At 62.5% G+C, this 26111-nt stretch carries 20 protein-coding genes; 7 read left to right on the forward strand and 13 right to left on the reverse strand.

Features of this window, described 5'->3' with window-relative positions; genetic code table 11:
- Nucleotides 1-779 precede the first annotated feature (779 nt).
- The gene (locus HL658_RS03560; protein WP_180280490.1) at nt 780-1613 is read left to right on the forward strand and encodes a phage Gp37/Gp68 family protein; all 834 of its coding nucleotides are present in this window, start codon (nt 780-782) and stop codon (nt 1611-1613) included.
- Between the two features lie 115 nt (nt 1614-1728).
- On the opposite strand, the gene HL658_RS03565 is transcribed toward HL658_RS03560, so the two are convergent.
- From HL658_RS03565 to HL658_RS03590, 6 genes are all read right to left on the reverse strand, one after another.
- Nucleotides 1729-2091: a helix-turn-helix transcriptional regulator gene (locus HL658_RS03565; protein WP_180280491.1), complete on the reverse strand. Its 363-nt coding sequence runs from the start codon at nt 2089-2091 to the stop codon at nt 1729-1731.
- A 171-nt stretch (nt 2092-2262) separates the two neighbouring features.
- On the reverse strand, nt 2263-2685 hold the full coding sequence (locus tag HL658_RS03570) for a hypothetical protein (RefSeq protein ID WP_180280492.1): 423 nt from the start codon (nt 2683-2685) through the stop codon (nt 2263-2265).
- Nucleotides 2686-3030: 345 nt separating this feature from the next.
- A complete protein-coding gene (locus HL658_RS03575) occupies nt 3031-5865 on the reverse strand; it encodes a DEAD/DEAH box helicase (protein ID WP_180280493.1) in 2835 nt (944 codons plus the stop codon).
- A gap of 946 nt (nt 5866-6811) precedes the next feature.
- Complete coding sequence (locus HL658_RS03580) at nt 6812-7450, reverse strand: hypothetical protein (RefSeq protein ID WP_180280494.1); 639 nt, start codon at nt 7448-7450, stop codon at nt 6812-6814.
- Between the two features lie 712 nt (nt 7451-8162).
- On the reverse strand, nt 8163-8477 hold the full coding sequence (locus HL658_RS03585) for a hypothetical protein (RefSeq protein ID WP_180280495.1): 315 nt from the start codon (nt 8475-8477) through the stop codon (nt 8163-8165).
- 239 nt (nt 8478-8716) lie between these two features.
- Entirely contained in the window at nt 8717-9217 is a 501-nt protein-coding gene (locus HL658_RS03590; protein WP_180280496.1) for a hypothetical protein, read from the reverse strand.
- Between the two features lie 1670 nt (nt 9218-10887).
- Here HL658_RS03590 and HL658_RS03595 point away from each other — a divergent pair.
- Entirely contained in the window at nt 10888-11058 is a 171-nt protein-coding gene (locus HL658_RS03595) for a hypothetical protein (protein ID WP_180280497.1), read from the forward strand.
- 81 nt (nt 11059-11139) lie between these two features.
- Here the strand turns inward: HL658_RS03595 and HL658_RS03600 are convergent, their stop codons facing one another.
- Nucleotides 11140-13005 (reverse strand): flagellin N-terminal helical domain-containing protein, encoded by a 1866-nt coding sequence (locus HL658_RS03600; RefSeq protein WP_180280498.1) that lies wholly within the window; start codon nt 13003-13005, stop codon nt 11140-11142.
- Between the two features lie 326 nt (nt 13006-13331).
- Between HL658_RS03600 and HL658_RS03605 the strand changes: the two genes are divergently transcribed.
- The 3 genes from HL658_RS03605 (at nt 13332) to HL658_RS03615 (ending at nt 16418) form a co-directional block, all read left to right on the forward strand.
- The gene (locus HL658_RS03605; protein ID WP_180280499.1) at nt 13332-13799 is read left to right on the forward strand and encodes a RidA family protein; all 468 of its coding nucleotides are present in this window, start codon (nt 13332-13334) and stop codon (nt 13797-13799) included.
- A gap of 70 nt (nt 13800-13869) precedes the next feature.
- Nucleotides 13870-15042, forward strand: a complete 1173-nt coding sequence (locus HL658_RS03610; RefSeq protein ID WP_180280500.1) for a GNAT family N-acetyltransferase — start codon at nt 13870-13872, stop codon at nt 15040-15042.
- Between the two features lie 194 nt (nt 15043-15236).
- Nucleotides 15237-16418, forward strand: coding sequence for a pentapeptide repeat-containing protein (locus HL658_RS03615; protein ID WP_246337298.1), 1182 nt, complete (start codon nt 15237-15239; stop codon nt 16416-16418).
- Nucleotides 16419-16579: 161 nt separating this feature from the next.
- Here HL658_RS03615 and clpA read toward each other — a convergent pair whose 3' ends face one another.
- The 5 genes from clpA to HL658_RS03640 all read right to left on the reverse strand — a co-directional run bounded on the left by clpA (nt 16580) and on the right by HL658_RS03640 (nt 22782).
- Complete coding sequence (gene clpA, locus HL658_RS03620) at nt 16580-18901, reverse strand: ATP-dependent Clp protease ATP-binding subunit ClpA (RefSeq protein WP_180280502.1); 2322 nt, start codon at nt 18899-18901, stop codon at nt 16580-16582.
- Between the two features lie 9 nt (nt 18902-18910).
- Complete coding sequence (gene clpS / locus HL658_RS03625; RefSeq protein ID WP_180280503.1) at nt 18911-19237, reverse strand: ATP-dependent Clp protease adapter ClpS; 327 nt, start codon at nt 19235-19237, stop codon at nt 18911-18913.
- A gap of 318 nt (nt 19238-19555) precedes the next feature.
- Nucleotides 19556-21247: a methyl-accepting chemotaxis protein gene (locus HL658_RS03630; protein WP_180280504.1), complete on the reverse strand. Its 1692-nt coding sequence runs from the start codon at nt 21245-21247 to the stop codon at nt 19556-19558.
- A 225-nt stretch (nt 21248-21472) separates the two neighbouring features.
- Nucleotides 21473-21949 carry a phasin family protein gene (locus tag HL658_RS03635; RefSeq protein ID WP_180280505.1) on the reverse strand — a complete coding sequence of 159 codons (477 nt, stop codon included), beginning with the start codon at nt 21947-21949 and terminating at the stop codon, nt 21473-21475.
- Between the two features lie 299 nt (nt 21950-22248).
- Entirely contained in the window at nt 22249-22782 is a 534-nt protein-coding gene (locus tag HL658_RS03640) for a phasin family protein (protein ID WP_180280506.1), read from the reverse strand.
- Between the two features lie 311 nt (nt 22783-23093).
- Between HL658_RS03640 and HL658_RS03645 the strand changes: the two genes are divergently transcribed.
- Nucleotides 23094-23855 carry a proteasome-type protease gene (locus HL658_RS03645; RefSeq protein WP_180280507.1) on the forward strand — a complete coding sequence of 254 codons (762 nt, stop codon included), beginning with the start codon at nt 23094-23096 and terminating at the stop codon, nt 23853-23855.
- Here HL658_RS03645 and HL658_RS03650 read toward each other — a convergent pair.
- The gene (locus HL658_RS03650) at nt 23836-24573 is read right to left on the reverse strand and encodes a hypothetical protein (protein ID WP_246337256.1); all 738 of its coding nucleotides are present in this window, start codon (nt 24571-24573) and stop codon (nt 23836-23838) included. The two genes, HL658_RS03645 and HL658_RS03650, sit on opposite strands and share 20 nt — an antisense overlap.
- A 227-nt stretch (nt 24574-24800) precedes the next feature.
- Here HL658_RS03650 and HL658_RS03655 point away from each other — a divergent pair, with 227 nt between their 5' ends.
- Entirely contained in the window at nt 24801-26090 is a 1290-nt protein-coding gene (locus tag HL658_RS03655; protein WP_180280508.1) for a D-alanyl-D-alanine carboxypeptidase, read from the forward strand.
- Nucleotides 26091-26111 lie beyond the last annotated feature (21 nt).

A 26111-nucleotide genomic window follows, 5' to 3' on the forward strand; every position in this document is an offset into this window, starting at 1 on the left:
GATGGCGTTTGCCACGCGGAGGTGCGTGCAGGGCAGTATGAAGGGTGGCTACCGGGCAGCTTGTTCCTGGTCGCGGAAGTTTTTACCGGGGTGCGTGGGGGGATGGGGTAGCGAGATCAATGGGGCCGTGGTGCTCATCACGCTCACATCGTCGGAATGATCCGCGGCCCAGGCCATGCCCGAAGGAATAAACTGAGATGTATATGACTCCGCACCGGCTCCATGCGGCACGCATGGCCTGCTCCAGAATGGGCGTCGCTTCGTTGGCCAACTCCCGAGTCGCCAAGGCTATGCCTCAGTTCAGATAAAGCTCCGAGGGCGAGCATTATTATACAGATCTTGAGCCTGTCAAGCATTTGGCAAATGCAAATTGGCCACGACCTATATCTGCTTTCATATTTTCAAAGCAGAAAAGTCTCGTTATGTTCATCCCACGAACACGACGGCAATGTAAGTAACAGCGAGACAATAGGCGAACTCAGGGTGCTAATTGCCCCGGAGCGGTAACGGATTCATCAATAAATCCCCGATCAGTTCCGCAGAATTACGACACGTATACTGTAGGGACTGGAGCAAGAGGTGCTCCGTTTTTACAGACGTGGGCGTGAACCAATCCGTAAAGTGACTGCCAGTCAGATCGCTCCCCCTCGGGATTCGATCCGGTGAAGTTGTCCAGCGGGGCAGTGGTCTCAAACGGCAGAAGATCGCCTTGCCCGAGCCCAATGCTCGTAATCCACAGTTTTCGGAAAGTTTTAAATCTTTCGAAGGAGAGAACGACAATGTCTAGCATCGAATGGACTGAAAGAACCTGGAACGCCTTTGTTGGCTGCTCCATTGTGTCGCCTGGGTGCAAGAACTGCTATGCCATGAGAATGGCGGCCCGATGTGCGGCTTTCGGCCAGGAACAATACATCGGCACCACGCAGAAAGTTAACGGCCATACCGTGTGGAACGGCCGGATCAACCGGGCTCCTGACCACAAGTTTCGTGAACCTCTGTCGGTGCGACGGCCGACCGTGTGGTTTGTGAACTCGATGTCCGACCTGTTTCATGAAAATGCCCCCCCTGAGTGGGTGCGAGAGGTGATCGAAATCATGTGCCGGACGCCCCATCACACCTATCAGGTTCTTACGAAGCGACCTGTCGAGGCGGAGCAGTTTTTTCGGAGCAACACTGATATTGTTTGGCCTGACAATGCATGGATTGGTGTGTCGGTTGAAGACACTAAGCGGTTGTTTCGGATCGATGTTCTGAGGCGTCTTCCCGGAAGAATCAAGTTCGTCTCCGCCGAACCCCTCCTTGGACCCCTTGGGTCGATTGACCTCTCCGGTATCGATTGGGTTATCGGCGGCGGCGAATCTGGCCCCGGTGCTCGTCCGTGTGAGCCTGAATGGGTTCGGAACCTTCGCGACGAGTGCCTGCGTCAGGGGGCCGCGTTTTTCATGAAGCAGTGGGGAAAGCCGGCGAACAACCCTCTTGCCAGCCAGTGTCCGGCCGACGCGAAGTTGGCCGATTTCATCAAAACGATGGACCCGCACGGGAAGGGCGGGGCACTCCTGGATGGGCGGTTGTGGCGGGAGTACCCGGCCGACGCCAACTTGCCCGTCCGTTGAACGCGAATCATCGTTGATCCACAGGTCTCATTGGCATCCAGTCAGCGAGTGATCACCGAACCGGCATCAAACGACTTCAGCGTATATCTCCAGAATGCACGATGTCGGAATTGAATCACGTCTTCTTTCGTGACTTGCCGGTTCGTTCGGCATGCTCGACCAGGGCTTCAAGCTGGCGAACAGCCACCAACAGAAGATCGTCGTCAAGGCGGTGAAAGAGCAACTTCGCTTTGGTTTCCTGGATAAGGCGATGCTCAGGGACGTGAGACGTCGATATTACATCGGCAATATCAAGGCCGAGTATCTCAACAAGATTCACGAGAGTGTCGAGGGCTGGCAAGTACTTGGCATTCTCCAGTGCGGAGATTGACTGCACACTGAGGTTCGCCCGGTCAGCAAGGTCTTCCTGCGTCAGGCCACGTCCCGTGCGGCTCGCCCGAATCAATGCTGCCACCTGAGTCTTGAGGTCCCCAGCCATTCCTTGCCCCCATAATATGCCGGGGCAGGTTCAGGTTTCCTTGATGTAGACGCCATGAGGGTAGCATGATGTCAGTTGCCCACGTGAACAAGGAAACTAGAATGCAGGAGTGCCTGTTCGACCAACATTCCAGTCCATCGGGCAGCCGCAGGGGCTCTCTCCCGGTAGCGGTCATGCTTTGCCGCTGCGGCGACGGTCGAGCAGAGTCAGCACCAGTTCCTCGGCAAACTCCAGCGTGTTGTCCAGGTGGTTGACCATCGGGCGGCCCGCTGCGGAGTCCCAGATGACGGGTTGCGGCCAATCTTCGTTCGGCAGAGAAAGAAAAATAACGTAGACGACGAAACGTTTGACCTCACAGATATCCGCCTCCGTAAACCGTCCCCTGAACGCCGATGCCCTTTCCGCCATCTCCTGATCCAGGACGATATTCAGAAACGCGGTCAGGAGGCAGACGATCTCTTCGCGGTATTGAGCCTCCTGCTCAGGGTTCCATCGTGCCGGGAGGCTCTCCGAGATCGAAATGAGTCTGGCAATCGAGTGCGGCTTGTTGATGTACCTGTCGAACAACCGGTCGAGGTGGAGGGAGGTGGACATATAGGGATCTCCTACTGTGACTCCAGTCCCGTACCACGGAATCGAAATCTGTCAACTTTGCCGAAGGGTAGATCGGCATCCGAACCGCTTCTGGAAGCAGTTTCGACTAGGGTGACGGAAGAATCGGCGAGTCGGTCATCCGCCCTTTGTCCGGTTGTCCGCACCGTCCTGTTCCCTTTTCCTATCCGTAGTCGGCTGTCCCGAAACCCCCTCGGGAATCCGCCCCGCCGAACCCTTGGAAACTCAGGCTTGGGCGATCTGTCCAGCGGTGTCCCGGAACCACCAGATTTTGGTGCAGCACGGCATGCTCCAGGTGTACCAGCGGCTTCAGGCCAAGGGTCATGATCACACCTTACGGCTAAAACCCGGTGAGCGGATTTCGTTCAGGTCCTTGTCCGCTATCCCTTCGTTCCTGAATTGCTCCTCGGCCTTAGCCCAGGCCCTGGCCTCCAGCATAGCCCGAACATTAACTTCGCCCTCCGGCAGGTACTCCGCGAACTCCAGAGTGGTATCCTCGCCCAGGATCTCGTTGATCTCGCGAAGCTTCCTAACCAGGGCGTGCCACATCAGAGCGTCCATGTTGTCGGCCAGGGGGAGCCCCAAGCCGGCGATGCAGGTCAAGATGTGGTATCCGTTCGCCGTCTGGCCGACACGGTGGCCGCGATCCTCCGCCTGGAGGAGTTCGGCCGGGACCCAGGCGAGTTCGGCGAACAGGCAGGTGTCGGCCCTGGTGAGCGTGATGGATTCGCCCGCCGCCGTGACGCCGCCGAGGAACACATCGACCTCTCCGGCCTGGAAGGCCCGCTCAGCCTCGGCCCGCTCGGCCGCGGAGGTGCCGCCGTGCACCACCGCGACGGTGAGCCCCAGCGTGTCCAGTTGTTCTTCCAGCAGGGCCAGCACATCCCGGTGGTGGGCGAAGGCGATGCAGCAGCCCCGCTCGTCCACCACGTCGCAGATCAGGTCGGCCACCACGCCGTCCACCACCTTGGCGATGCCGAGCAGCCGGCGGGCCTTACTCCACAGCCCCATGGCGGCTTCGGCGGCCTTCTGGCGGTCGCGGCTCAGCAGGAGTTCCTTCGTGTAGACCTCCTGGGCGTACGCCATTGTGTCCAGGTAATCCTGGAGGACCTCAGCAGCCCTCGACCCGCCCTCGATGTCGAGCCGCTGCCGGATCTTCTGCGGCAGTTCGGGATTTACCTCCTTTTTTGTCCTGCGGATCATGTACTTGCCCAGAAGGGCCTGGGCAAGGTCCACCTGCCGCACCCCGTGCTTCGACGCCATCCACCGGTACTCCTGAAGTGGCACCAGGGCTTCAAGCAGGTCCAGGCCTTCCTCCGCCCGGTTCCGCAACGGCGTACCAGTCAGCAGCACCGCGGCCCTCTGGGGGTCCTGGACGATCATCCGCACCGTGCGGGTGCGGTTCGCCCTCGGGTTTTTGATCCGGTGGGCCTCGTCGATGGCGGCGGCGTCGGGAGTCCAGTCCAGCAGGGCCTGCCGCAGCACCCCGCGGGCTCGCTGAAGGGCATCGGCGATTCGTTGGCCATGATTGAACCCTGTGGGTGGGTTCAGGTGCTCGACCGCGTCCAGGAGATCTTCGTGGTCGGGGTCGAGGCGAACCTTGAGCCCCTTGACCTCTTCCTTGGTCGTCATGTTGTCCCAGGTGACCTCCAGGGCGTCCTCCGCTCCGGCGGCCACGAAGGCCAACCAGATGTCCTTCATCTGCTCGGCTGAATACCCGGTGAGCGGGATTGTCTCGGTCCGCGGCGTCAGCGTGTCGTACGTGACGATGACCCAACCGGCCTGCGGCAGCACCGGCACCTCAGTCGAGCCCTGGACCACCACGATCTCCTGGTAATCGGGCATCCAGGTCCGGATCTCCCGCATCCAAACGCCCACCGCGTTCTTCGGGGCGATCACCAAGAACCGCCGGGCTCCTGTTGCCCGCAGGGCGACGATCACCTGAGCGGTTTTGCCGGTGCCCATTTCGTCACCGACCACCGCCCGGCCTTGGTGCCTCAGGACGAACTCCACCCCGGCCCTCTGGTAGTCGCGGAGCCGCCGGCCGTTCACCGGCTGATCGCCGCCGGGGATCTGGCTCCAGTCCAGTCGGGGAAACTCGCGGGCGTCCCATCCGCGTTCTTCCAGGCCGAATCCCTGCCGCAGAATGAGATCTCGGTTGTGGGGCCACAGGTTGGCGGAGAACGCCCGGCGGCCATCCCAGTCGGTGGCGGTATCATGGTCCGTCAGAGCAAAGGAGCGGCGGTCTCGGGGATCGACCCGGATGTTCACCAGGAGGCCGAGTTCGTCCCGCTCGGCCACCACCGGCTCGGCGGTGATCCCACAGGGCGGCCCGTCGATCACCTCGACGTTGTGCGACGCCAGTTCGGTGCGGATGGCGGTCACGGTCGCGGCCGACAGCGGCCCGGTAACCACCCGTGCGGTCGTCCGAAAGCCGTCCATCACGGTGGCCCATTTGGCCCCACCGTCACCCCAGTATCCGCGGACGAACGCCGCCAGGACTCGCGGGGGCACCGACTCCTGGAGGTAGTCAAAGTCGATCTCCGCCGTCCAGAACTGGGGCTGCTCGTCCGTCAGCCTGATCAGCGGCCGGATCTCCACCGCTATACCTGTCCAGTCAGTAGGGGGATCGATCGGTACAATCTCCGCCCCCGCCGCCTGGGCCTTCTCGCACAGGCGGTCGGCGGAGGCCCTGGGAACCTGCCAATACAGCCCGGTCCATTGTCTACCCTTAATGTTCTTCACCGCTTTGTAGGGGTCGAAGTCGCCGAAGGTCGCACTGTACGTCCAACGGAGTTCAGTCAGGTCGTCATCCCTGTCCCGTCGCCCGATGCAGCCACGGAGATCGTCGCCGGAGCGGTATCGGGCGGTGATGTCCCACCAGGAGGTCATGCGGAACCGCAGGTCCTCCATCGGCACCGGAGCGGACTGGACGTTTCGGGTCCGCGGGCGACCAGGGCGGCGATGGAGGTCGGTGGGCTCCAGCCCCACGACCTGGAAGGCGGCCCGGACGAGCCATTGGCTCCGGGGTATCTCACCCCGCTGGCCGTCCATAATCTGGACTAGCGACGGCGGCACAATGGCCTTCACCTCGACGTAGCCTGCGTCTTTACGGTTCGCTCTGGTCTTCCGATCTTCCCGGCGTTTTTGGTCGCTCACCATGCCCTCCATAACCCGCTCACCGGGTTTAGACGACCTCCATAGGGCACGGCGGATTGCTCAACAATATTCCCAAAAGGATTACCACGCGGATCTGCGGTATCGCCTAGCCAAGGAGGGTTAATGAGGAGGATGGCTTGCGGAAAGCCGCCGGAAGGCTCCAGCGTTGGCGGTTATGGGTGGACCCCGGTGGTCAGGCTTATGGGAACCACTCAATGTAGAATTCGTGGGAGGCCCCCAGCCCTTCGAGTCAGCTAACCCTTGTAAAGAGAAATGTACTGAAACATGCCCCCTCGGGGAGCATGTTCTCACTGGAATTTCAGGCTGGTTCCTTCGATGCAAACCGAAACATTTCGGCCAAGAAACGGCAAAGGAACCAGTACCTATAAGGAACTGGGTCATCCATACGCTACCGAAAATTTATTATAAGGAATTTTCCCAGTGTCAGCGTTCCTTGTTGACTCCGTTTGACTTATACTATATTAGACCGGCCTCGCTCCTATTTGGGAATGGCTAATGAAGTTCCTAGATGCGTAGGTGGCCGCGAAGTGCTTTCGGCCACCACCGAGGCTCTCTACTGCCCGGTATTCCCGACTCGCCCAATCCAAATCTCAAAATACTCGGCGTAGACCCGGTCGAGATCCCTAAAGGTAACGTCATGGATATCCCTCTGCATGACAGCATTAAAGATCCGACCGGTAAGACCGTTCTGCCGAAGCCGGCGGTACTTTTCAATCATGACTGTCTTAATTTCACGTTCGAACTCTCGGATATTCGTCCTTTGTCAGACAGAGGGGGGCGGCCAGCCGGACAGCGAAGTCCTGATTTGACCTATTCAAGAACCACTACAACCATGTCGGCTTTGTACCACAATTGTGGTGATTGGCGTCGGCAAAGGTAACGCGTATGGCTTGCCATCATACCCCTGCGGGGTCTCCTGGTCCGGGATCTACATGTTCACAGAAACGCTTCGTTCAATTAGATCACCTTCGAATTCCGCCACACACGTACCGTCCTGCGTCACGAAAATCGCTTCGAAGTGATCGGCGTAATCAGACCAGTCAACATGGCCGACAAAATTGTCCTCCAGACTTGCAACGTACATTTTGATTTTTTCCCAAACCTGTGTCCCCTTCCAAATCGTCCAAAGCTCTTCCAGTTCAGAGAGAACTACTTCGCTAGAGGTTGCGTTGGCAAGGGAGTCCAATGCGGCCCAGTCGATCTCCTCCTCCAGAAAAATCCCACCGCAGGAGCTTCCGAAGGCTTCAGAGTTAAAGAACTCGCGAACGATGTTTTCGGAGTTCACATCTGGGGTGAAAAACGCCTTTTCCTTGCCGCTCATCCAGACTACAGCCACCTTCTTATGAGCATCAAGGATGTCTTCGGCATTCTGGCTCTCCACCCACCAGTCGACGCCAAATTCTTCAATTAGCCGACTCTCCTCGTAATGGTCAACGCGAGGGAACCCGCCATGCTGGGACTGGACATTGTCAAGCACTTCGTCCCAGTCTTCACCGGTATAAGTTCTATCATGCAGCTTCTTCCCCCAAGAACCCTCAACATTCCAGTTGCGAAAAGCTCTGATCACGACAACCTCCTGGATCCTGTTTGGAGGGAGTGGACCATTTCTGGCCGCCCCCCGCTCCGCTGGGCTGAGGCCGTCACGCATCTCCAGCGGGATTTGGCAAAGAAACTCTATCCTCAGACCGAAATGGTCCAGAAATTGAGTGACATCCTGCTGCGTGACACGACGATGATGTCAAATTTAGCAGGTGATGTCGAGTTCTCCTTAGTGGTACCTCGCTATCCTCTTTCTTAGTATTGTATAATCTCATAAAAGAACTTGAGAATGAGATAATTTATATTACTGCCAAGAAAAAATTTCTTATCTGATTTCATCAGGAATGGCCACGAAGGTCGAAATGAAGGCAGGACGTTCATTAATTTTGATTAAAAATAGTATCCATGTCAATAAAGCCCAATCCTGATCCCTGCCTTGGAAGCGTTTGCAATCCAAAACAGTCATGGGAACTTCAAAATCATTGCACTACAGCCAAATTCGGCCCTCGGTTATCCGGAAAACACCCCGGATGTACTTTTAATAGAGCCTGATCTGTTCCTCATAGACCTGGATGTTCCAGTTCATGCCGACTATCTCAGATCCGAAACACAGGTATATGCCGTCCCGATCCGGCTCGCTCTGTTTCGCAAGCTGGTGGACCAGTTGGCCCACCTGATCCAGTTCTGCGGCTTTGCCAGGAAGGCCGCGAGATTCATAATGTGATGCATGGTGCTACTCCTCACCAATTGAGTTTTCCTTCGGCCCGGAGCCGCATGATTCTCCTCACCAGCCGGTGCATCGTGCCGGGATCTGAAATCCTGAGGTACTGGTGCAGAACCGTATACAGCTTCCGGTAATGAAACTCCTTCCATTCCGGTCCTTTGTACAGGGCGTCTAGGTAAACACAGATGAATTGAGCAGCGTAGCACGCGTAATCCTCCGCCTGCCAAATATTTCCCAACGCCGCGTCACCGTCATCGGCCTGTCGTGGGAATGCCTTCTCCCGCAAGGGATTTCCGAATTCCGCGATATTCTTCCAGGACCTCGTGATCACATACCCATTCTTTTTATTTTACTAATTAATCTTGTACATTGCGTGGCTGATCTTTAGCTCCCGCTTAGTTGAGAGTTCCAGCGGGGACTAGGGCGAGTACCTTTTGTGCTTGGCAATCTGGCGTCCGTTGCAGTTTACCAAGGACGTGCGAAGGTAGCGTTGCAGTTCGTCAAGGATCGTTCAGCGTTGGCGAACTGCAACCGTAATCTCGCGAAACCTTGACGAACTGCAACGCCGGTTCAGCGTCGCAGGAGGGATCGTTCGACGCCGGTGGCCGAACTGACGCGGGAGTTACCCTCCCGCGGCCCGAGAATTGCCTGGGGATCGTAGAGCGGGAAAGTCCGGTCAGTTTGTTGACCCAGAAGGGCCGCCTGGGCAATGCCCAACTGGGCAATGAAGCTGACCCGGCGGGAGATATCCGGAACCAGCGGCGAAGATATCATGAACATTGTCATGCCCTTACCGCGGTATATCGCTTTGGTCACGGGGTCGAATGTAAGCACAAGATCCGGAGACCAGCCGAGTATCAGCGTGGCATCTTCCGGGTGCAACGTGAATCCTACCGATATCTTGCCAATACTCTTATCAGAAACCGGATCGGCGAACACGGCGATTTCACCAATGCCCTCGATTTCCAGGACGGTTTCTTTGCCCGGCGTGAGCTTCCCTCGCGAGATGGCGGCGAAGGCCAGTAGGCCGACCTGATCCTTTTGGGACAGCACGGTATTCAGGTTGATCATGTCTATGTGTTCGTTGCAGTTCACCAATTATCGAGACGATGCTGCGTCTTGATCAGATCAGCAACGATTCTTTTGTCATAGGTCTCGGCGGATACCACGACGTATCTGTCTCACATCTGGCTGAAGTATCCCGCGGAGCTACCGTGATCTCGCTCCAGGTCTTACTGCCGTGATCTCATTACCGTGAGATGCGGTGTGATTTGAGATCGTCTCATGGATTTCGAGTTTGTCAAGCGGATAGCCTCACTTATTTTGTGGGTATTCGGGCATGGAGAAGGCCACTGAGTGTGCCAGCGGCCTGGGTCGGGCGAGGATGATCAGCAGGAGGAGGGCTGGTGCCACGAGCGTAGCACCGTGGCGGCCACGTACGTAGCGGTCATGCTGGTGGTACGCTCGTGGCATCATATTCCTTTAGATCCTTTAGACCAGAATCCGGGCCATGGCCGGCACCCCCGCGGGCTGATCCGGAAGGAAGCGGACGTGCTAAGCGGTTGGAGCACCTCGATGGAGGGCACCAAAAAAAAACTTGCGTGGGTTCTCGACGGGAGGGCAGGCTCGACGGTCAGGAAGCCCGATGGGCGGGATTCCGCTATGGCCTGTGGCCAAAACGACAAAGGGATCCGCAGGCCGAAGTTCACGAACCCGCTCCCTTACAAACCTGAGATACTGTTCAAGATTGGCGTCTGCCCGAATCCCAAGCTGAGGCGGTTTTTGTCAACAGTGACCTGCGGCAACGGGTGGAGGTTTGCGACCCTCAAAAGAGGGATCGATGTCTCATACCGGATATATTTTAAGGTCGGCCGGCCGTGATCGTTGGCTGGAACTCGTCCACTCGACCGATAAAGTCCGCACCGTCCCTTCCGCTCTGACTGTGGCTCTGCACCTTTGGAAGCTCTAAAGTGGCAAGATGGGGGAGCTATTCCCCTCTGTAAAGACCTTGAGAGGAAACTGGGCTTTACAATGCGGCTGTGAGAAAAGGTCTTACCCTGTTGCGGAAGAACGGCCTTCGTGAGGTACTCCGCTCGACGCGTTGGACCCGGAAGTATGCACTGATCCTGCCCAAGCACCTCCTGACGAACAAATACTGCCGAAAGGTCCAGCCGCGGAAAGCTCCCGCCGATTCGCAACCGCCGGAGCCTGCTGGTCCGAAAGCCCAGGATGAGTTTGCCGCGGATGAGGCGGTGGAGGAGCCCACTGTGGAAGCCCAGCAGGACCCGCTCGAGCCCCTCAGGACTGGCCCGAAGCCGGTGTGCCCGGTACATCGCCCTAGAGGCCGTCATGGTCCTCAGGGACCGGCTGGAGCGACATGAGAACCGGGTGTCCCGGCTCAGCACGCTGTCCGCCTCTATGATACTGGCGGATCTCTCACCCCAGCCCTGGGCCACCCCTGAACAGTGGGTGGCCCAGCTTACCGAACTGATCCGACTTAATCGCTTGAAGCTTCAGCAGGACCTCACAATCCGTGTGCGGCTGGAATGACCCGACCCCGACACCGTTGACGTAAACCCCACATTTCCAAAAAACTGCCGGTACCGTCAGCGGCGGCGAATCGGATCGCCCCGCGGGCTTCCACGGCTGCCCAAACCGGATCTCAATCCGGCCGGGTAACTGGCGAGATATGTCCGTGACCCCGCGGGGTCAACGATTTCATCGGGAATACTGAACGCCGGATGATCCAGCACTATGGCTGTACTGATCCACAGGTCGATCACAAAATAAAAAAATTCTCTAAAAAACAATGGCTTGCGGGAAAATCGGTCCACATGATGTACACCCGCGCGCCGGAGCGCGCCCGACTGGCCGCCGACGCGCGCGCCCTGGTGGAGGCGGCGTCGCGGTAGGAAAAGGAAGGCCGACGGCCGAAGGGGCGCCCCGGATGGGGCGCCCCTTGGAGTGACGGACCCTGCTGCCAGGCGGATCGATCAGAACAGCCGGAGGATGGCCTGCTGCGACTGGTTGGCCAGCGACAGCGCGATGGTGCCGAGCTGCTGGCGGGTCTGCAGCATGAGGAGGTTGGCGCCTTCCTCGTTCTGGTCGGCCAGCGTCAGCTTGTTCGAACCTTCGACCAGCACGTCGGAGAATTCCTTGGTGAAGGTCTCGCGGGTCGTGACGATGTTCAGGTTCGTGGACAGGTTCTGCGATGCGGAGCGTAGCGACTGCTTCGCGAAGTCGATGGCTTCCACCGCCTTGTCGATGTCGGCACGGTCCGACCAGTCGTTCTGCGCGTAGTCGAGCCGCAGGCCCTGGCCGCTGGTCGATATGTTCACCGACTTGACGGTGATGGAGTTGGTGTTGCGCTCGTTGAACTGGACGGTCAGGTCGTTCTGCGTGTTGGCGTCGGTGACCTGCGTGGTGACGATGTTCGCCGCAGCGCTGGTCGAGGCCGCAGCCTTGATCGACTCCTGATCGACCTTGAAGCGCACCGTGCCGGTGTCGAACGCGAAGGCGTTCTCGCCGTCCGTCAGCTTGCCCTCGCCGCGCTTGTTCATACCGTCGCGGGTGACCGACGTGCCGGTGAGGTTCGTCACCTCGATCTCGATATCGACCATCTTCTCGATGGTGGACACCCCCGAACCGGCGTTGGCCGCCTGCTCCATCAGCTTGCGATCGACCACGAAGGACACCACGGTGCCCGACGCGAAGCTCTCGGAGATGGTCTTGCTCAGCGCGTTCTCGGATTCGGCCGACAGGCTGAACTCGCGCTTGGTGGTCGTATCGGTCTTGCCGGTCAGCGTGATCTGGCTTCCGGTGCCACCGGCGCTCGCCACGTCGAAGCTCGCGGCGCTCAGGCGGCCCGAGGTGATGGCGTTGCTGATCGAGGTGCGCAGCGCCGCGGCGACGTTGGTCTTGGCGTCCTGGCCGATCGAGACGTCGCCGTCGGTCGCGGTGTACTTGAAGACCTGGCCTTCCACCTTGATCGTGAAGCTGTCGCCGGCCTCGACGGTGCCCTTGATGTCCACCGTGCTGGCCTGCGGGACGCCGGTGGTGGCGGCGGTCGTCAGGTTGGCTTCCACCGCCTGCGTGTTGTCGAAGTACTTGACGGTGCGCGACTCGTTGCCGTCCGTCACGATGAAGGTGCGTTCACGGCCGGCGGCGCCACGGACCTCGATCTGGATGTCGTTGAAGCTGCCGAGCGAAGAGGAGACGGTGCCGGACATTTTCAGCGAGGTCAGGCCGTGGGCCAGTTCGGCGTCCGCGATGTTGCTGCTGTCGCCCTCGATCGAGCCGTCACCCGACACGCGCACCGTGTAGGCGTCCGTCGCGACGACGTTGGTGACGCGGGCGTTCTCGATGCCGGTGATGGAGTTGACCTTGGTGCGGCTTTCGCTGGTGCTGTCCAGGCGCAGGCCGTTGCCGACCAGCAGGTTCTTGCCGGCGTAGCCGCTGTCACCGGCCAGCTTGTCGATCTGTTCCTTCAGCGAGTTGAACTGCGCGGCGAGCGACTTGCGGGTCGCGATCGAGCCGGCGTCGTTGCCCAGCGCGCTGTAGGCGGCGGTCGTCAGACCGCGGGCCTGCTCGACCATGCTCTCGATGCTGGTCAGGCCCTTGTCGGCGGCCTTGATGGTGGAGATCGCCTGGCCCATGGCGTCCTTCAGCGAGGACAGGTCGCCGGCGCGCTGGTTCAGCCCCTTGGCGGCAAAGAACGAGGTCGGACCGTCGAGGGCGGAATTGATCTTGTTGCCCGTGGACAGGATCGTCTGCTTCTGGGCAATCTTCGCGTCGGTGCTCTGCAGCTGCAACAGGTTCGACCGCATGGCGGCGGTGAGTTGCACATCGTTGACGGCCATGGCTCCAGTCTCCTTCTGAGTCCCGGCCTCGCGGCCGGTTTACCGGGCGAGGCAACGTTTTGATGCGTTCGGACCTCTCTTTTCAAACGCCGTGCCAAGTCGCCTAAAATGCCGATTATCGTGTGATCCGGTGCCATGGACGGGCGAATCCCTGGGTTCGCGGGGACAAGCTGAACGATTCTGCCGGGGTTTCTGGAAAACTTTGCCGGGTGTGGATCCGGAGTCCCGGCAGATTTGTTCCTGCGCCATGCGGCTGCGGCGGTTTGACCCGGCCTTGCCCCGCGGCTATCGTCCGTCCAACGCAATCGGGACAGGGGAGGGCCGGCATGTCCGGACGCATCGAACGCCGTCTTCAGGAACTGGGCATCGAACTTCCGCAGGCCGCGGCCCCGCTGGCCGCCTATGTGCCCTTCACCCAGTCTGGAAACACGCTCTACGTCTCCGGCCAGATCACGGTGTGGAACGGCGAGAAGCGCTTCATCGGCAAGGTCGGGCAGGAATTCTCCATCGACGAGGGCCGGCAGGCGGCGCGGCTGTGCGCGCTCAATCTTCTGGGGCAGGCGCGTGCGGCCTGCGGCGGCGACCTCGACCGCATCGCGCGGGTGCTGAAGCTGGGCGGCTTCGTCAACGCCGGCCCCGAATTCCACGACCATCCCGCGGTGATCAACGGCGCGTCGGAGCTGATGCTGGAGGTGTTCGGCGATGCCGGCCGCCACGCCCGTTTCGCGGTCGGGGCGTCGTCGCTGCCGTTCAATGTGGCGGTCGAGGTCGAAGGCGTCTTCGAACTTGCCTGACCCGCGGTGCCTTGCCGCGGCGCGGCACCGGTCCTAAGTCCCTTCGATGCGGGATAGCGGAGACACGGGCATGCCGGACGCCGGCGGGGCGATCAGCGTCAAGGTTCTTACGGGCATCGCTGAGGTGGAGCCGGCGGCGTGGGACGCCTGCGCCGGCGGGGACAACCCGTTCCTGTGTCATGCCTTCCTGCTGGCTCTGGAAGAGTCCGGATCGGTCGGAGGCCGCAGCGGCTGGCAGCCGGCCCATCTTGTGGCGGAGACGCCGGATGGCCGCGTGGTGGGCGCCGTGCCCCTGTACGCCAAGGGCCATTCCTATGGCGAATACGTCTTCGACCATTCCTGGGCCAACGCCTATGAGCGGGCCGGCGGTCGCTACTACCCCAAGCTCCAGGTCGCCGTTCCCTTCACCCCCGTGCCCGGACCGCGCCTGCTGGTGCCGCCCGGAGACGGGGCGGTGCCGGTGCGGCACGCGCTGGTCCGCGCCATGGAGGAGGTGGCCCGGCGTTTCGACGTGTCGTCCGTCCACGTGACCTTTCCCACCGAGCCCGAATGGCGGTTGCTGGGGGAGGAGGGGTGGCTGCAGCGCACCGGTGTCCAGTACCATTGGGACAACCACGGCTACGCGACCTTCGACGACTTCCTCGGCGCCCTCAACGCCCGCAAGCGCAAAGCGATCCGCAAGGAGCGCCGCGAGGTGGCGGAGAGTGGTGTACGGCTGCACACCCTGACCGGCGACGAGCTCAAGCAGGAGCATTGGGACGCCTTCCACCGCTTCTACATGGACACCGCCGACCGCAAATGGGGTGGGGGGTACCTGAAGCGGTCCTTCTTCCATCGGATCGGCGCCACCATGGCCGACCGGGTCGTGCTGGTGATGTGCGAGGATGGCGGGGAGTGGGTGGCCGGCGCCCTGAACCTGCTGGGAACCGACACTCTCTATGGCCGCAACTGGGGATCGGACGGGCGCTACCGGTTCCTGCATTTCGAGGCCTGCTATTACCGGGCGCTCGACTTCGCCATCGCGCATGGGCTGAAGCGGGTGGAGGCCGGGGCGCAGGGCGAGCACAAGATCCAGCGCGGCTATCTGCCCGTCCGCACCTACAGCGCCCATTGGGTCCGTGATCCGGGCTTCCGGGAGGTGCTCGACCGCCATTTGGCCGGAGAACGGTTGGCAGTCGAGGATGAGTTGTGCGCCATTGCCGACATGTCCCCGTACCGCCAGGGCGATGATTCGAGCCAATGATGCAAGTTCACGTTGCGCTCTTCATATCGCCGCAATTCGTCGATTGACAATGAACCGGTTTGCCACGGGAATCCTTGGCGGCGCGTTTGTTCTGGAGGAGTGCATCGGTGGCCGAATCTCCAAAGGAATTCCTCAGCAAGGTCCGGCAGCATCTCCTCTTCATAAAGTCGCAACCGGGAGGCGCAAGATTGCAGATGCGCGATGCGGATCTGGCAAGGATCCGCATCAAGGGCTTTGTTCTGCAATCGGCGGTTCTGATCCGGTGCGATTGCAGCGACGCGTATCTTGAAGAGGTGAACTTCGCGATGGCCGACCTGTTCGGCTCGAACTTCACCCGCTCGGTGCTGAGCGGATCGTCCTTCGTGCGGGCGGACGTGCGCGGCGCCAACTTCATGAAGGCCAACCTGCAGCGGACCGACTTCGATCAGGCCGACCTGCGGCCCGGCCAGATACTCCGTGTCGGCGACACCGAGGAGGTCCGTGAACGCACCCTGTTGACCGACGCCGCGATGGACGGGGTCAGCTTCCGGTGCGCCGATCTCAGCCATGCCGACCTGATCCGGGCGACGGCCCGCCGTGGAAATTTTTCCGAGGCCAATCTGTTCGCGGCCAACCTCTCGGGGGCCGACCTCACCAACGCCAATTTCCAGAAGGCGAAGCTGCAACGCGCCATCCTCAGCGGGGCCGATCTGACCGGAACCTGTCTGATCCACGCCGACCTGCGGGAAGCGATCCTGCGCAACGTGGATCTGTCACGCGCCAACACCGCCGGGGCCAATCTGCAGGGCGCCGTGTACAACCGGGGGCGGGCTACCCTGCCGTCGGACATCAATGCGGCCCTCGATGCGCACGCGCTTTGGATCAACACCGGCGGGAAGAGCGGATCACGTGCCGATTTCACCGACGCCGACCTGAGCGGCATGGATCTGTCGGCCTGCGATTTCAGCGGTGCCGTGTTCCGCTCCGCGAAGTTGGGGCGGACGAACCTGGTCAGCAGCTGCCTCGCCATGGCCGATCTTCGCGGGGCCGATCTGACACGCGCCCGGCTGGACCATGCGGTCCTCGCCGGGGCCAACCTGGCGGAGGCCGACCTTACCGGTGCGGTCGCTGTGGAGTGCGACTTCGGCCCGATGGAATTGCGCAGCGCCGAAGGCACCCTGACGGGCCGCGACTGGCCGACCGATCTGTCGGGCGCGACCCTGAACAACGCCGACCTGCGCGGTGCCCGGCTGACCAGCGCGCGGGTGGAAGGAGCCGCGTTCCGGCACGCCAACCTCGCTTCGGCCGACCTGCGGGGATGCGCCGAGTCGACAGCCGATTTCACGGTCGCGGTGTTGACCGGGGCTCGTCGTGGAGCGCTGCCGCCCAGGGCGTAGGAGAGCGAGCCCGACCATCGTCAACGCTGTTGGTCACGCTGCGCCGCCTTCTGTCGTGGTGCGCCGTGAACATGACTGGTGTTGTCCGGGATGCACCAATGACAAAAGGGGCTCCGTGAGGAGCCCCCTTCGATCATCGTGCGGTGCCCTGTGGTGCGGCGTCACTCAGCCAGTTCGTGCACCATCTCGTCCTCGTCCGTGCCGTCGGACCCGCCGCGCTTGGGCCGGTTGCCCTCGACATACTCGAACTTCGGCTTGTCGTTCTCCACGGTGACGCGGACCAGACCGCCTTTGCTGAGCTTGCCGAACAGCAGTTCCTCGGCGAGCGGCTTCTTGATGTGCTCCTGGATCACGCGGCCCAGCGGACGGGCGCCGTAGAGCGGGTCGTAGCCCTTCTTGCCCAGCCATTCGCGCGCACCCTCAGTCAGCTCGATCGACACGCCGCGGTCGTCGAGCTGGGCCTCGAGCTGCATCACGAACTTGTCCACCACGCGGCCGATCACCTCCGGCGTCAGCGCCGAGAAGGGGATGATGCTGTCCAGCCGGTTGCGGAACTCCGGGGTGAACAGCCGCTCGATGGCCTCGGTGTCCTCGCCCATCCGCTTTTCGCGCTCGAAGCCCATGGCGGGCTTTGCGAGGTCCGAAGCGCCGGCGTTGGTGGTCATGATCAGGATCACGTTGCGGAAATCGACCGTCTTGCCGTTGTGATCGGTCAGCTTCCCGTGGTCCATCACCTGCAGCAGGATGTTGAACAGGTCCGGGTGCGCCTTCTCGATCTCGTCCAGCAGCAGCACGCAGTGCGGATGCTGGTCGATGGCGTCGGTCAGCAGGCCGCCCTGGTCGAAGCCGACATAGCCCGGCGGGGCGCCGATCAGCCGCGACACGGTGTGGCGCTCCATGTACTCCGACATGTCGAAGCGGGTCAGCTCGATCCCCAGCGTGTGGGCGAGCTGGCGGGCCACCTCGGTCTTGCCGACGCCGGTCGGGCCGGAGAACAGGTAGTTGCCGATGGGCTTCTCCGGCTCGCGCAGGCCGGCACGGGCCAGCTTGATGGCGGAGACGAGCGCGTCGATCGCCTTGTCCTGGCCGAAGACCATGGTCTTCAGGTCGCGCTCCAGGTTCAGCAGCACCTCCTTGTCGTCGCGGCTGACCGATTTCGGCGGGATGCGGGCGATCTTGGCCACCACGGCCTCGACGTCCTTGACCTGGATGGTCTTCTTGCGCCGGTTCTCGGGCAGCAGCATCTGCGCCGCACCGACCTCGTCGATGATGTCGATCGCTTTGTCCGGCAGCTTGCGGTCGCCGATGTACTTGGCCGACAGGTCCACCGCCGCGCGGATGGCGTCGTTGGTGTAGCGGACGCGGTGGTGCTTCTCGTAATAGGGCTTCAGGCCCTGGAGGATCTTGATCGCGTCCTCGACCGACGGCTCGTTCACGTCGATCTTCTGGAAGCGCCGGACGAGCGCCCGGTCCTTCTCGAAATAGTTCCGGTATTCCTTGTAGGTGGTGGACCCGATGCAGCGCAGCGAGCCCGAGGCGAGCGCCGGCTTCAGCAGGTTGGACGCGTCCATCGCCCCGCCGGAGGTGGCACCGGCACCGATCACCGTGTGGATCTCGTCGATGAACAGGATGGCGCCCTCATGCGCCTCCAGCTCCGACAGCACGGCCTTCAGCCGTTCCTCGAAGTCGCCGCGGTAGCGCGTGCCGGCCAGCAGCGAGCCCATGTCGAGCGCGTGGATCGTCGCGTTCTTCAGGACTTCCGGGACTTCGCCGTGAACGATGCGGCGGGCCAGCCCCTCGGCGATGGCGGTCTTGCCGACACCGGGGTCGCCGACGTAGAGCGGGTTGTTCTTCGACCGCCGGCACAGGATCTGGATGGTCCGTTCGACCTCCGATTCCCGGCCGATGAGCGGGTCGATCTTACCGCTCGCCGCCTTCTTGTTGAGGTTGACGCAATAGGCTTCAAGAGCCTCGCTGCCTTTCTTCACGACCTTCTCCGCCGCAGCGTCGTCGTCGGCACCGGACACCCGCTTGTTGTCGGAGCGGCCGGGGGCCTTCGCGATCCCGTGAGAAATGTAGTTCACCGCATCGAACCTGGTCATCTCCTGCTCCTGCAGGAAGTAGACCGCGTGGCTCTCGCGTTCAGAGAACAACGCAACGAGGACGTTTGCTCCCGTAACCTCCTCACGTCCGGACGACTGGACATGAATGGCCGCACGCTGCAAAACCCGCTGAAATCCAGCCGTGGGCTTGGCATCATCCGGTCTGTTGGTGATGAGGTTCGCAAGCTCGTTGTCGAGGTAATCCGACAGCTCCGTTCGCAGGCGGTCAAGGTCGACCCCGCAGGCGCGGAGAACCGCCAGAGCATCCGGATCCTCGGTCAGCGCGAGCAGGAGATGCTCCAGCGTCGCGTATTCGTGCCGGCGCTCGTTGGCGTGGGCCAGGGCGCGGTGCAGCGTCTGTTCCAAGTTGCGCGACAGCATGGTGAGGGTCTAATCCTTCTCTAGCGTGCATTGCAGCGGGTGCTGGTGCTGGCGCGCGAAGTCCATCACCTGCGTTACCTTGGTCTCCGCCACCTCGTAGGTAAAAACACCGCACACCCCGACTCCACGTCGATGCACGTGAAGCATGATGCGCGTCGCTTCCTCCCGCGACTTGCTGAAAAAGCGTTCGAGAACATGGACGACGAACTCCATCGGCGTGTAGTCGTCGTTCAACATCAGCACCTTGTACATGGAGGGCTTTTTCGTCTTGGGCTTGGTCTTTATGACCACGCCCGTATTCGTGCCCTCATCCCCATTGCGGTCGGAGTCGGCCATGGCCCCATCGGCTGGTGATCGCTATGCACTTCCATAGCGATGATATGAGATGTTCCGTGGCGGTGGGAAGTGCCCGCTTGATGCCCCGCCGCGATTTGCCGGCTCCCGTCCGCCCGGCCGAACTCCCGCTCCGATCGAATTGGAGAGCGACGCCAATGGTTTAGCGCGGATACTGCCGTTTGGCGCGCGATTGTACTTTTTTTGGGGTATCAATTTCGGCTTCCGTTGCGGGGGTGGGGTGGGTGGCGTCGACTCTGCAGGGAAAGCAAAACGGCCCGGCGCCGTGGGGCGCCGGGCCTTTTCCGGGAACGGGGACCGTCAGGCGGCGCGCACCTGCTGGATGAACCGGTCCACCTCCTGCGACAGCCTCTCGGAGTCATGGAAGAGCTCCCGCGCGGTCCCCAGGACCTCCTCGGCGGCCTTGCCGGTTCCCTCCGCGGCGCGTTGCACGTTCGCGATGTTGGACGAGATCTCTTCGGTGCCGCGCGCCGCCTGCTGGACGTTGCGGGCGATTTCCCGCGTGGCGGCGTCCTGTTCCTCGATGGCGGCGGCGATGGCGGTGGCGATCTGGTTGATGTCGCCGATGGTCGTCGTGATCTCGGAAATCGCGCCAACCGCGCTGCCGGTTGCCTGCTGCATGGCGGAAATCTGCGCCGAAATCTCCTCTGTGGCCTTGCCGGTCTGGGTGGCGAGATTCTTCACCTCGCTGGCGACGACGGCGAAGCCCTTGCCCGCCTCCCCGGCGCGTGCCGCCTCGATGGTGGCGTTCAGTGCCAGCAGATTGGTCTGGCTGGCGATGGAGTTGATGAGCTGGACCACGTCGCCGATGCTCTTCGCCTGCTCGGCCAACGACTGGATGGTTGTGTTCGTCGCCTGGGCATGGTCGGCGGCGCGCCGGGCGATGGTCGCCGATTCGTTCACCTGCCGGGTGATCTCGCCGATCGAACTGGCCATCTCCTCGGCCGAGGAGGCCACCGTCTGGACATTGGCGGAGGTCTGTTCCGTGGCGGCCGCCACGGCGGTGGCCTGGGCGCGCCCCTCCTCAGCCATCGAAGAGAGCGTTTGCGAACTGCCCTGCATCTGGTCGGCCGCGGCGGACACCTGGGAGACCACACCCTTCACCGTCGCTTCGAATTGAGTGGCCAGGTCATGCATGAGCCGCTTGCGTTCGGCCTCGGCACGGATCTCGGCTGCTTTCGCCTCCTGCTCCATCTGGCGGTTGTGGAGGAGGTTCTCCTTGAAGACCTCCACCGTCCGGGCCATCGAACCGATCTCGTCGCCACGGTCCCGCCCCGCGATCTCCACTGTGGCGTCGCCCTGCGCGAGGCGCTCCATCACGGCCCCCAGCGCGGTGAGGGGGCGGCGGATTCCGACCACCGCGATCACGACCGACAGGCCGGCGCCCAGCCCCAACATGATGGCGACGACCACGAACGATCGGAACTCCGCCTGCCTCGTCGCTTCCGACACGTCCTTCGACGCTGTCTCGACGTCGGCATTCACCTCGTCGGACAGTTTGGCGGCAATGTCGAAAACCCCGACCACCAAGGGGCGGCCGTCCTCTCTGTAGATCGCGGCAGCCTCGTCATGGTTGCCCCGCTCCTTTGCGGCGTAGACACGTGGCATGACCTCCCTGATCTTCGCGAACATGTCGCTCATACGGGTGATCGTGGTCCTGTGCTCCGGCATGGCCAAGCGGCCGACCGCCTTTTCGGTCACGGCGATGCTGGACTGGATGTCGGAGATCGCCTTGACCAGCGCCGGCAACCCGGCCGGATCGGCCAGGAGCAGGACGTTGTTCACCTGACGGCCGAGATTGGCGGTATCGCCCCGCATCCGCTCCAACTTGATGGAAAACTGCACGTCTTGATCGATCAGTGCGGAGTATTTCGTATCGACCGAGCTCAGCACCCCGTTCATGTACCACAGCATTCCGACCGTGACCGCGCCGAGCAGAACCACGACGGAGTAGATCTTGGCACCTATTCCAAAGCGCGCAAGAACGTTCATTTGTTTCTCCATACGGATGCGTGGTCAAGCCGAGCAGCGCTCGTTGGCCGTGGTTGTGGGAGAAATTCCTCCTATGCGGGAAAATTGCGATCCATGACACCGCTCTGTCAAGCGATGCATAGAAAACAATCTTAGATAATTGTGTGCGACCGGTTCCGGAAACGGCAAAGGGCCCGGCGGGATATCCCGCCGGGCCCTTCGGGTCCGTCAGCGCTGCGGCGCCGGTCAGGCGGCCAGCGGCTTCGACAGCGCGCTGACGGTCGCGTTGACGCGGGCGTTGATCGGGGCGATCGCGTCGGTCGTGATCTTCAGCGACAGCTCCTGGAGCTTGGTGCTCTCGGCGACGATGGTGTCGAGCGTCTGCTTGGCGTAGGCGCTCTGCAGCTCGATCAGCTCGTTGAGCGACTTCACCGCGAACAGCGCCTTGCTGCTGGCGACGCTCTTCTCGAAGGACGACTGGGTGAAGGCGGCAACCTGCTTGCCGGCCTGTTCGGCGCCCTTGGCGACGATGGTGCCGGACTGGACCACGGCGTCGACATTCTCCTTCGCCAGCGCGGTCATCTCGTCGTAGCTCTTCAGCACCTGGGCCGAGGCCTTCTCGAACTGCTCCTGCTGGGCCTTCACCAAGCCCTCGATCTGGGTCTTGGCCTGGGCGACGGCGTCTTCCATGGACTTGGCGGCGGCGGCGAACTTGTCGGACATGTCGGGATCCTCGCGTTTCCGGTCTTCGGGGACGGCGCGCCGATCCCGTTCCAGTGGCGATCGGTCGCGGCGCTTGCGCCTCGCGGCATTCAGCGGAACCTTTCCGATCGGAACCGGTCCAGCCATGCTGCGGTGCAACATGAGCATTTATAGGCATTGCGCCGGGCGTCGTCAACAGGCTTTTTGTGCAGTGCACAATAAGGCGTGCATCGATCACCCGCTGCCCGGAACAGCAACGGCCCGGCCCCCCATGGCGGAGGGACCGGGCCGTGTGCGGCACACCGGAACGGAGTGGCCGCTCAGGCGGCGATCGGCTTCGACAGCTTATCGACGGCCACGTTCACGCGGGCGCTCAGCGGGGCGAACGCCTCGTTGGCGACCTTCACGGACATCTCCGACAGGCGGTTCGCCTCGGCGACGAAGGCGTCGAAGCAGGACTTGGCGTAGTCGTTCTGCAGGTCCACCACCTCGCGCAGGCTCTTGGCCGACAGCAGCGCCTTGCCGGTGGCGACCGACTTGTCGAAGGACGCCTGGCTGTAGGCGACCACTTCCTTGCCGATCTCCTCGACGCCCTTGGCAACGATGGTGCCGGACTGGACCACGGCGTCGACGTTCTCCTTCGCCAGCGCGGTCATCTCGTCATAGCCCTTCAGCACCTGGGCCGAGGTCTTCTCCACCTGGTCCTTGGTGGCGGCCATGGTCTGCTCGAAGTGCTTCTTGGCCTGCTCCTGGCTGGCCTGGACGATGCTCTCGATGTTGGCCTTCGCCTGCACGGTGGCGTCCTCGATCACCTTGGCGGCGGCGAGTTTCGGCTTCGCGGTGGTGGTGGTCATGTCTTCGCGTCCCATCCTCGTTGGCGGGCTGCCGGACGGCAGCCGCATGCACAGATTTCATGGGCCTCGGCCGGGCTCGCCAGCGAAGCCGTTGTTGCATTGCAACATGAGCAAATTATGAGCAAGGAGACCTGGAGTCAAGCGAACTTCGCTGCGCTGCACACAATCGATGCGCGTCAATCAGGTCCGGCCTTAACGGAAGCTTTACCGCGGATCTGGCCAAGTCACGCGCGACCGGCTCGCCCGCCTCCCCGGGGGTGCGGCAAAATGCCGCGTCTGCGGCGGCATCATCTTCAGGAACCATTGCGCTCATGACCTACTGCCTCGGTATCAAGATCCGCGACGGGCTCATCGGCCTGTCGGACGGTCGCATCACCAGCGGCTCGCAGCTTTCGTCGGCGCGCAAGGTGACCATGATGGGGACCGGCGGGGACCGCTTCTTCATCATGAACTCCGGCCTGCGCAGCGTCCGCGACAAGACGCTGGCGTACCTGCGCCGCGACATGGCCCGCCGCCGCGGCGAGGTCTACAGCACGATGCTGGACGCGGTGACGGCCTTCACCGCGTGCCTGCGTCAGGTCGCCACCGAGGACCGGGAGTCGCTGGAGGCGTCCAAGCTGCACTTCAACCTGCACGCCATCATCGGCGGCCAGCTCGCCGAGGATCCGGAACCCTACATGTTCCTGGTCTATCCGGAGGGGAACTGGATCGAGGTGGACGAGCGCACGCCCTACCTGTCGATCGGGGCCACCGCCTATGGCAAGCCGATCCTCGACCGGGCGCTGAAGTTCGACACCGACATGCAGACGGCGGCCAAGATCGCCTATCTGTCCTTCGACAGCACGCGTTTCTCGTCCACCGACGTCGGCTATCCCATCGACATGGTGTCCTACTACCCGGTCGGCCGCACCTGGCGCATGGCGAACTTCGACTATGACGATCTGGTCGAGCAGCGCCAGTGGTGGAACCGCAACATCACGGAACTCGCCCGGCGCATGCCGGACGGGCCGTGGGTCGATCCGCTGATCGAGAACCCAATCCCCGCGCGCGACCTTAAGGGTTCCGCGGTGTGAACCAGCCGGCGAAGGGCCAGGGGCCGAGCGTGAGGTGCGGTCCCACCAGCCCCTTGCCGGACACCTCGATCTCGAAGAACACGCCGCCGTCCTGCTGGCGGCTGCCGGGCGGCAGGCTCCGCGGCGCGTCGGCGGGGGATGGCAGGCGCGGCGGAGCGACGCCTGTCGGGTCCATCGCGCCGAGCGGCTCCGCGAAGCGGATATCGGCGAAGCGGTCGGACGGGTAGGGGTAGGCGGTGAAGAACCACTGCCCGTCGCGGCACCCGCTGACCAGCCAGTAGAAGCTGTTGGATGGCAGGCGCAGCCGCTCCGGAAGCATCTGGAACGCCCCGCTCTCGTACAGCCGGATCACCAGCATGGCGTACTGGGTGGGCGAGAGCCGGGTCTGTGCCTCGTCCCCCTTCCAGGCGCCGACGGGGTCGGCCAGATCGACGCGGGCGAGGTCCGGAGCCTTGATCACCCGCGCCGCCACGCTGGCCCCGCCGTCCGGATCGCCGGTCACGTCGTAGGTGCGGACGTGCTCGTTGTAGTCCGCATTGAACACCATGCGGAAGCGGTCCGGCCCATCCTGCGCGCAGGCGACCCTCAGGTCGTCGCCATTCAGATAGCTGAACCAGGTCAGCTTGCGCTCCACCGGGTTGCCCGCAGGCCCCGCGGATGCACACGCCGCGAGCGCGGCACACGCCATCAGCGCCCACCCGTACCGAACGATCGACATCCGGCGCTCCGTCCTGTCCCGAGGCCTGCCACAGTCCCGCTTTCCCACAGGATGTGGCGCTTCTTGTCAACGCCGCAAGCGCGGGGAGGGCAGGGGGGTAGCCCAATTTCGTCACAGCCTGCGGGCCGGAACGGAAGCAAGAAATTAACGAATTCCCGGTAGACACTGATTCGATTGGTATTTACCATCGACCTCATTGAGCGCACGTCGTCTTTTCCGGGGGCATCATGACCGTTACGCCGCGGGTCGCGTTCGTACGTCTGTTGGGCTACGCCTTTTCGGCATGGGCCGGCAGCTCCTCCACCGCCCCGCGGAAGGTGGCGGCGGCCCTGTTCGCCGGTATGCTGACCCTGGGCGCCGTGCCCGCGCTGGCGGAGAAGTACGCCGCCTTCGTGATGGACGCGCGAACGGGCGAGGTCCTGCACCAGGACAACGCCGACGATATCCGCCATCCGGCGTCGCTCACCAAGATGATGACGCTCTACCTCACCTTCGAGGCGCTGGACAGCGGCAAGCTGACCCTGGACCAGCGGTTGCCGGTCTCCTCCTTCGCGGAGAGCATGGCCCCCACCAAGCTCGGTGTGCGCGTCGGCCAGACGCTCGCCGTCGAGCATGCGATCCTCGGGCTGGTCACCAAGTCCGCCAACGACGCCGCCGTGGTGCTGGCGGAGGCGATCGGCGGCACCGAGTCGCAGTTCGCCGAGATGATGACGCGGCGGGCGCGCCAGCTCGGCATGCGCAGCACCGTCTTCCGCAACGCGTCGGGCCTGCCCAACGACGAACAGGTCACCACCGCCCGCGATTTTGCCATGCTGGGCCGGGCGCTGGTGCAGGATCATCCGAAATACTACCCCTACTTCAGCCGCCGCTCCTTCGCCTACGGCGGCCGCAACCTGCCCAACCACAACCGTCTGATGAGCCGCTACGACGGCATGGACGGGATCAAGACCGGCTACATCAACGCCTCCGGCTTCAATCTGGTGGGATCGGCGGTGCGCGACGGGCGGCGGCTGGTCGCCGTGGTCATGGGCGGCAAGTCGGCGGTGGCCCGCGACAACCGGATGGCCGCCCTGCTCGACGACGCCTTCTCGCGCGGTCGCCGCAGCGATCCGGATGCTCCGGTCGTGGCGCGTGCCGAGCCGACCGAACGGCCGGTCACCGTCGCGGCGGTCTCGAAGAGCATTCCAGCGGCGCAGCCCGACCGTAAGCCGGCCCCGGCGCGGGGGATCGGCCAGCTCGCCGCCGCGGTCGTGCCGCCGCCGGCCGACGATGCGGAGTGGGGCATCCAGGTCGGCGCCTTCTCCAGCAAGGCCTCCGGCCAGAAGGCGTTGAGCGACGCGTCGCGCAAAGTGCCGCGCGGCGTGAAGAGCGAAATCACCCAGGTGCCGACCCGCAAGGGCACCGTCTACCGCGCCCGCTTCGTCGGGATGGAGGAGAAGGTGGCGCGGTCGCTCTGCGATCGGCTGCGCCGCGCCGGCCTTCGCTGCGTGCCGGTGTCACCCAGCGAAGGTTTGTGAGCCGAAAGCCGGCCGGGGGCG

Source organism: Azospirillum oleiclasticum (genome assembly GCF_013423485.1).
Taxonomy (GTDB): Bacteria; Pseudomonadota; Alphaproteobacteria; order Azospirillales; family Azospirillaceae; genus Azospirillum; species Azospirillum oleiclasticum.

Bases quoted from the DNA above. Each gene is read 5' to 3' on its own strand.
- HL658_RS03560 (WP_180280490.1), top strand. From the start codon at position 780: ATGTCTAGCATCGAATGGACTGAAAGAACCTGGAACGCCTTTGTTGGC.
- HL658_RS03565 (WP_180280491.1), bottom strand. From the start codon at position 2,091: ATGGCTGGGGACCTCAAGACTCAGGTGGCAGCATTGATTCGGGCGAGC.
- HL658_RS03570 (WP_180280492.1), bottom strand. From the start codon at position 2,685: ATGTCCACCTCCCTCCACCTCGACCGGTTGTTCGACAGGTACATCAAC.
- HL658_RS03575 (WP_180280493.1), bottom strand. From the start codon at position 5,865: ATGGTGAGCGACCAAAAACGCCGGGAAGATCGGAAGACCAGAGCGAAC.
- HL658_RS03590 (WP_180280496.1), bottom strand. From the start codon at position 9,217: ATGATCAACCTGAATACCGTGCTGTCCCAAAAGGATCAGGTCGGCCTA.
- HL658_RS03595 (WP_180280497.1), top strand. From the start codon at position 10,888: ATGATCCAGCACTATGGCTGTACTGATCCACAGGTCGATCACAAAATA.
- HL658_RS03600 (WP_180280498.1), bottom strand. From the start codon at position 13,005: ATGGCCGTCAACGATGTGCAACTCACCGCCGCCATGCGGTCGAACCTG.
- HL658_RS03605 (WP_180280499.1), top strand. From the start codon at position 13,332: ATGTCCGGACGCATCGAACGCCGTCTTCAGGAACTGGGCATCGAACTT.
- HL658_RS03610 (WP_180280500.1), top strand. From the start codon at position 13,870: ATGCCGGACGCCGGCGGGGCGATCAGCGTCAAGGTTCTTACGGGCATC.
- HL658_RS03615 (WP_246337298.1), top strand. From the start codon at position 15,237: ATGCGCGATGCGGATCTGGCAAGGATCCGCATCAAGGGCTTTGTTCTG.
- clpA (WP_180280502.1), bottom strand. From the start codon at position 18,901: ATGCTGTCGCGCAACTTGGAACAGACGCTGCACCGCGCCCTGGCCCAC.
- clpS (WP_180280503.1), bottom strand. From the start codon at position 19,237: ATGGCCGACTCCGACCGCAATGGGGATGAGGGCACGAATACGGGCGTG.
- HL658_RS03630 (WP_180280504.1), bottom strand. From the start codon at position 21,247: ATGAACGTTCTTGCGCGCTTTGGAATAGGTGCCAAGATCTACTCCGTC.
- HL658_RS03635 (WP_180280505.1), bottom strand. From the start codon at position 21,949: ATGTCCGACAAGTTCGCCGCCGCCGCCAAGTCCATGGAAGACGCCGTC.
- HL658_RS03640 (WP_180280506.1), bottom strand. From the start codon at position 22,782: ATGACCACCACCACCGCGAAGCCGAAACTCGCCGCCGCCAAGGTGATC.
- HL658_RS03645 (WP_180280507.1), top strand. From the start codon at position 23,094: ATGACCTACTGCCTCGGTATCAAGATCCGCGACGGGCTCATCGGCCTG.
- HL658_RS03650 (WP_246337256.1), bottom strand. From the start codon at position 24,573: ATGTCGATCGTTCGGTACGGGTGGGCGCTGATGGCGTGTGCCGCGCTC.
- HL658_RS03655 (WP_180280508.1), top strand. From the start codon at position 24,801: ATGACCGTTACGCCGCGGGTCGCGTTCGTACGTCTGTTGGGCTACGCC.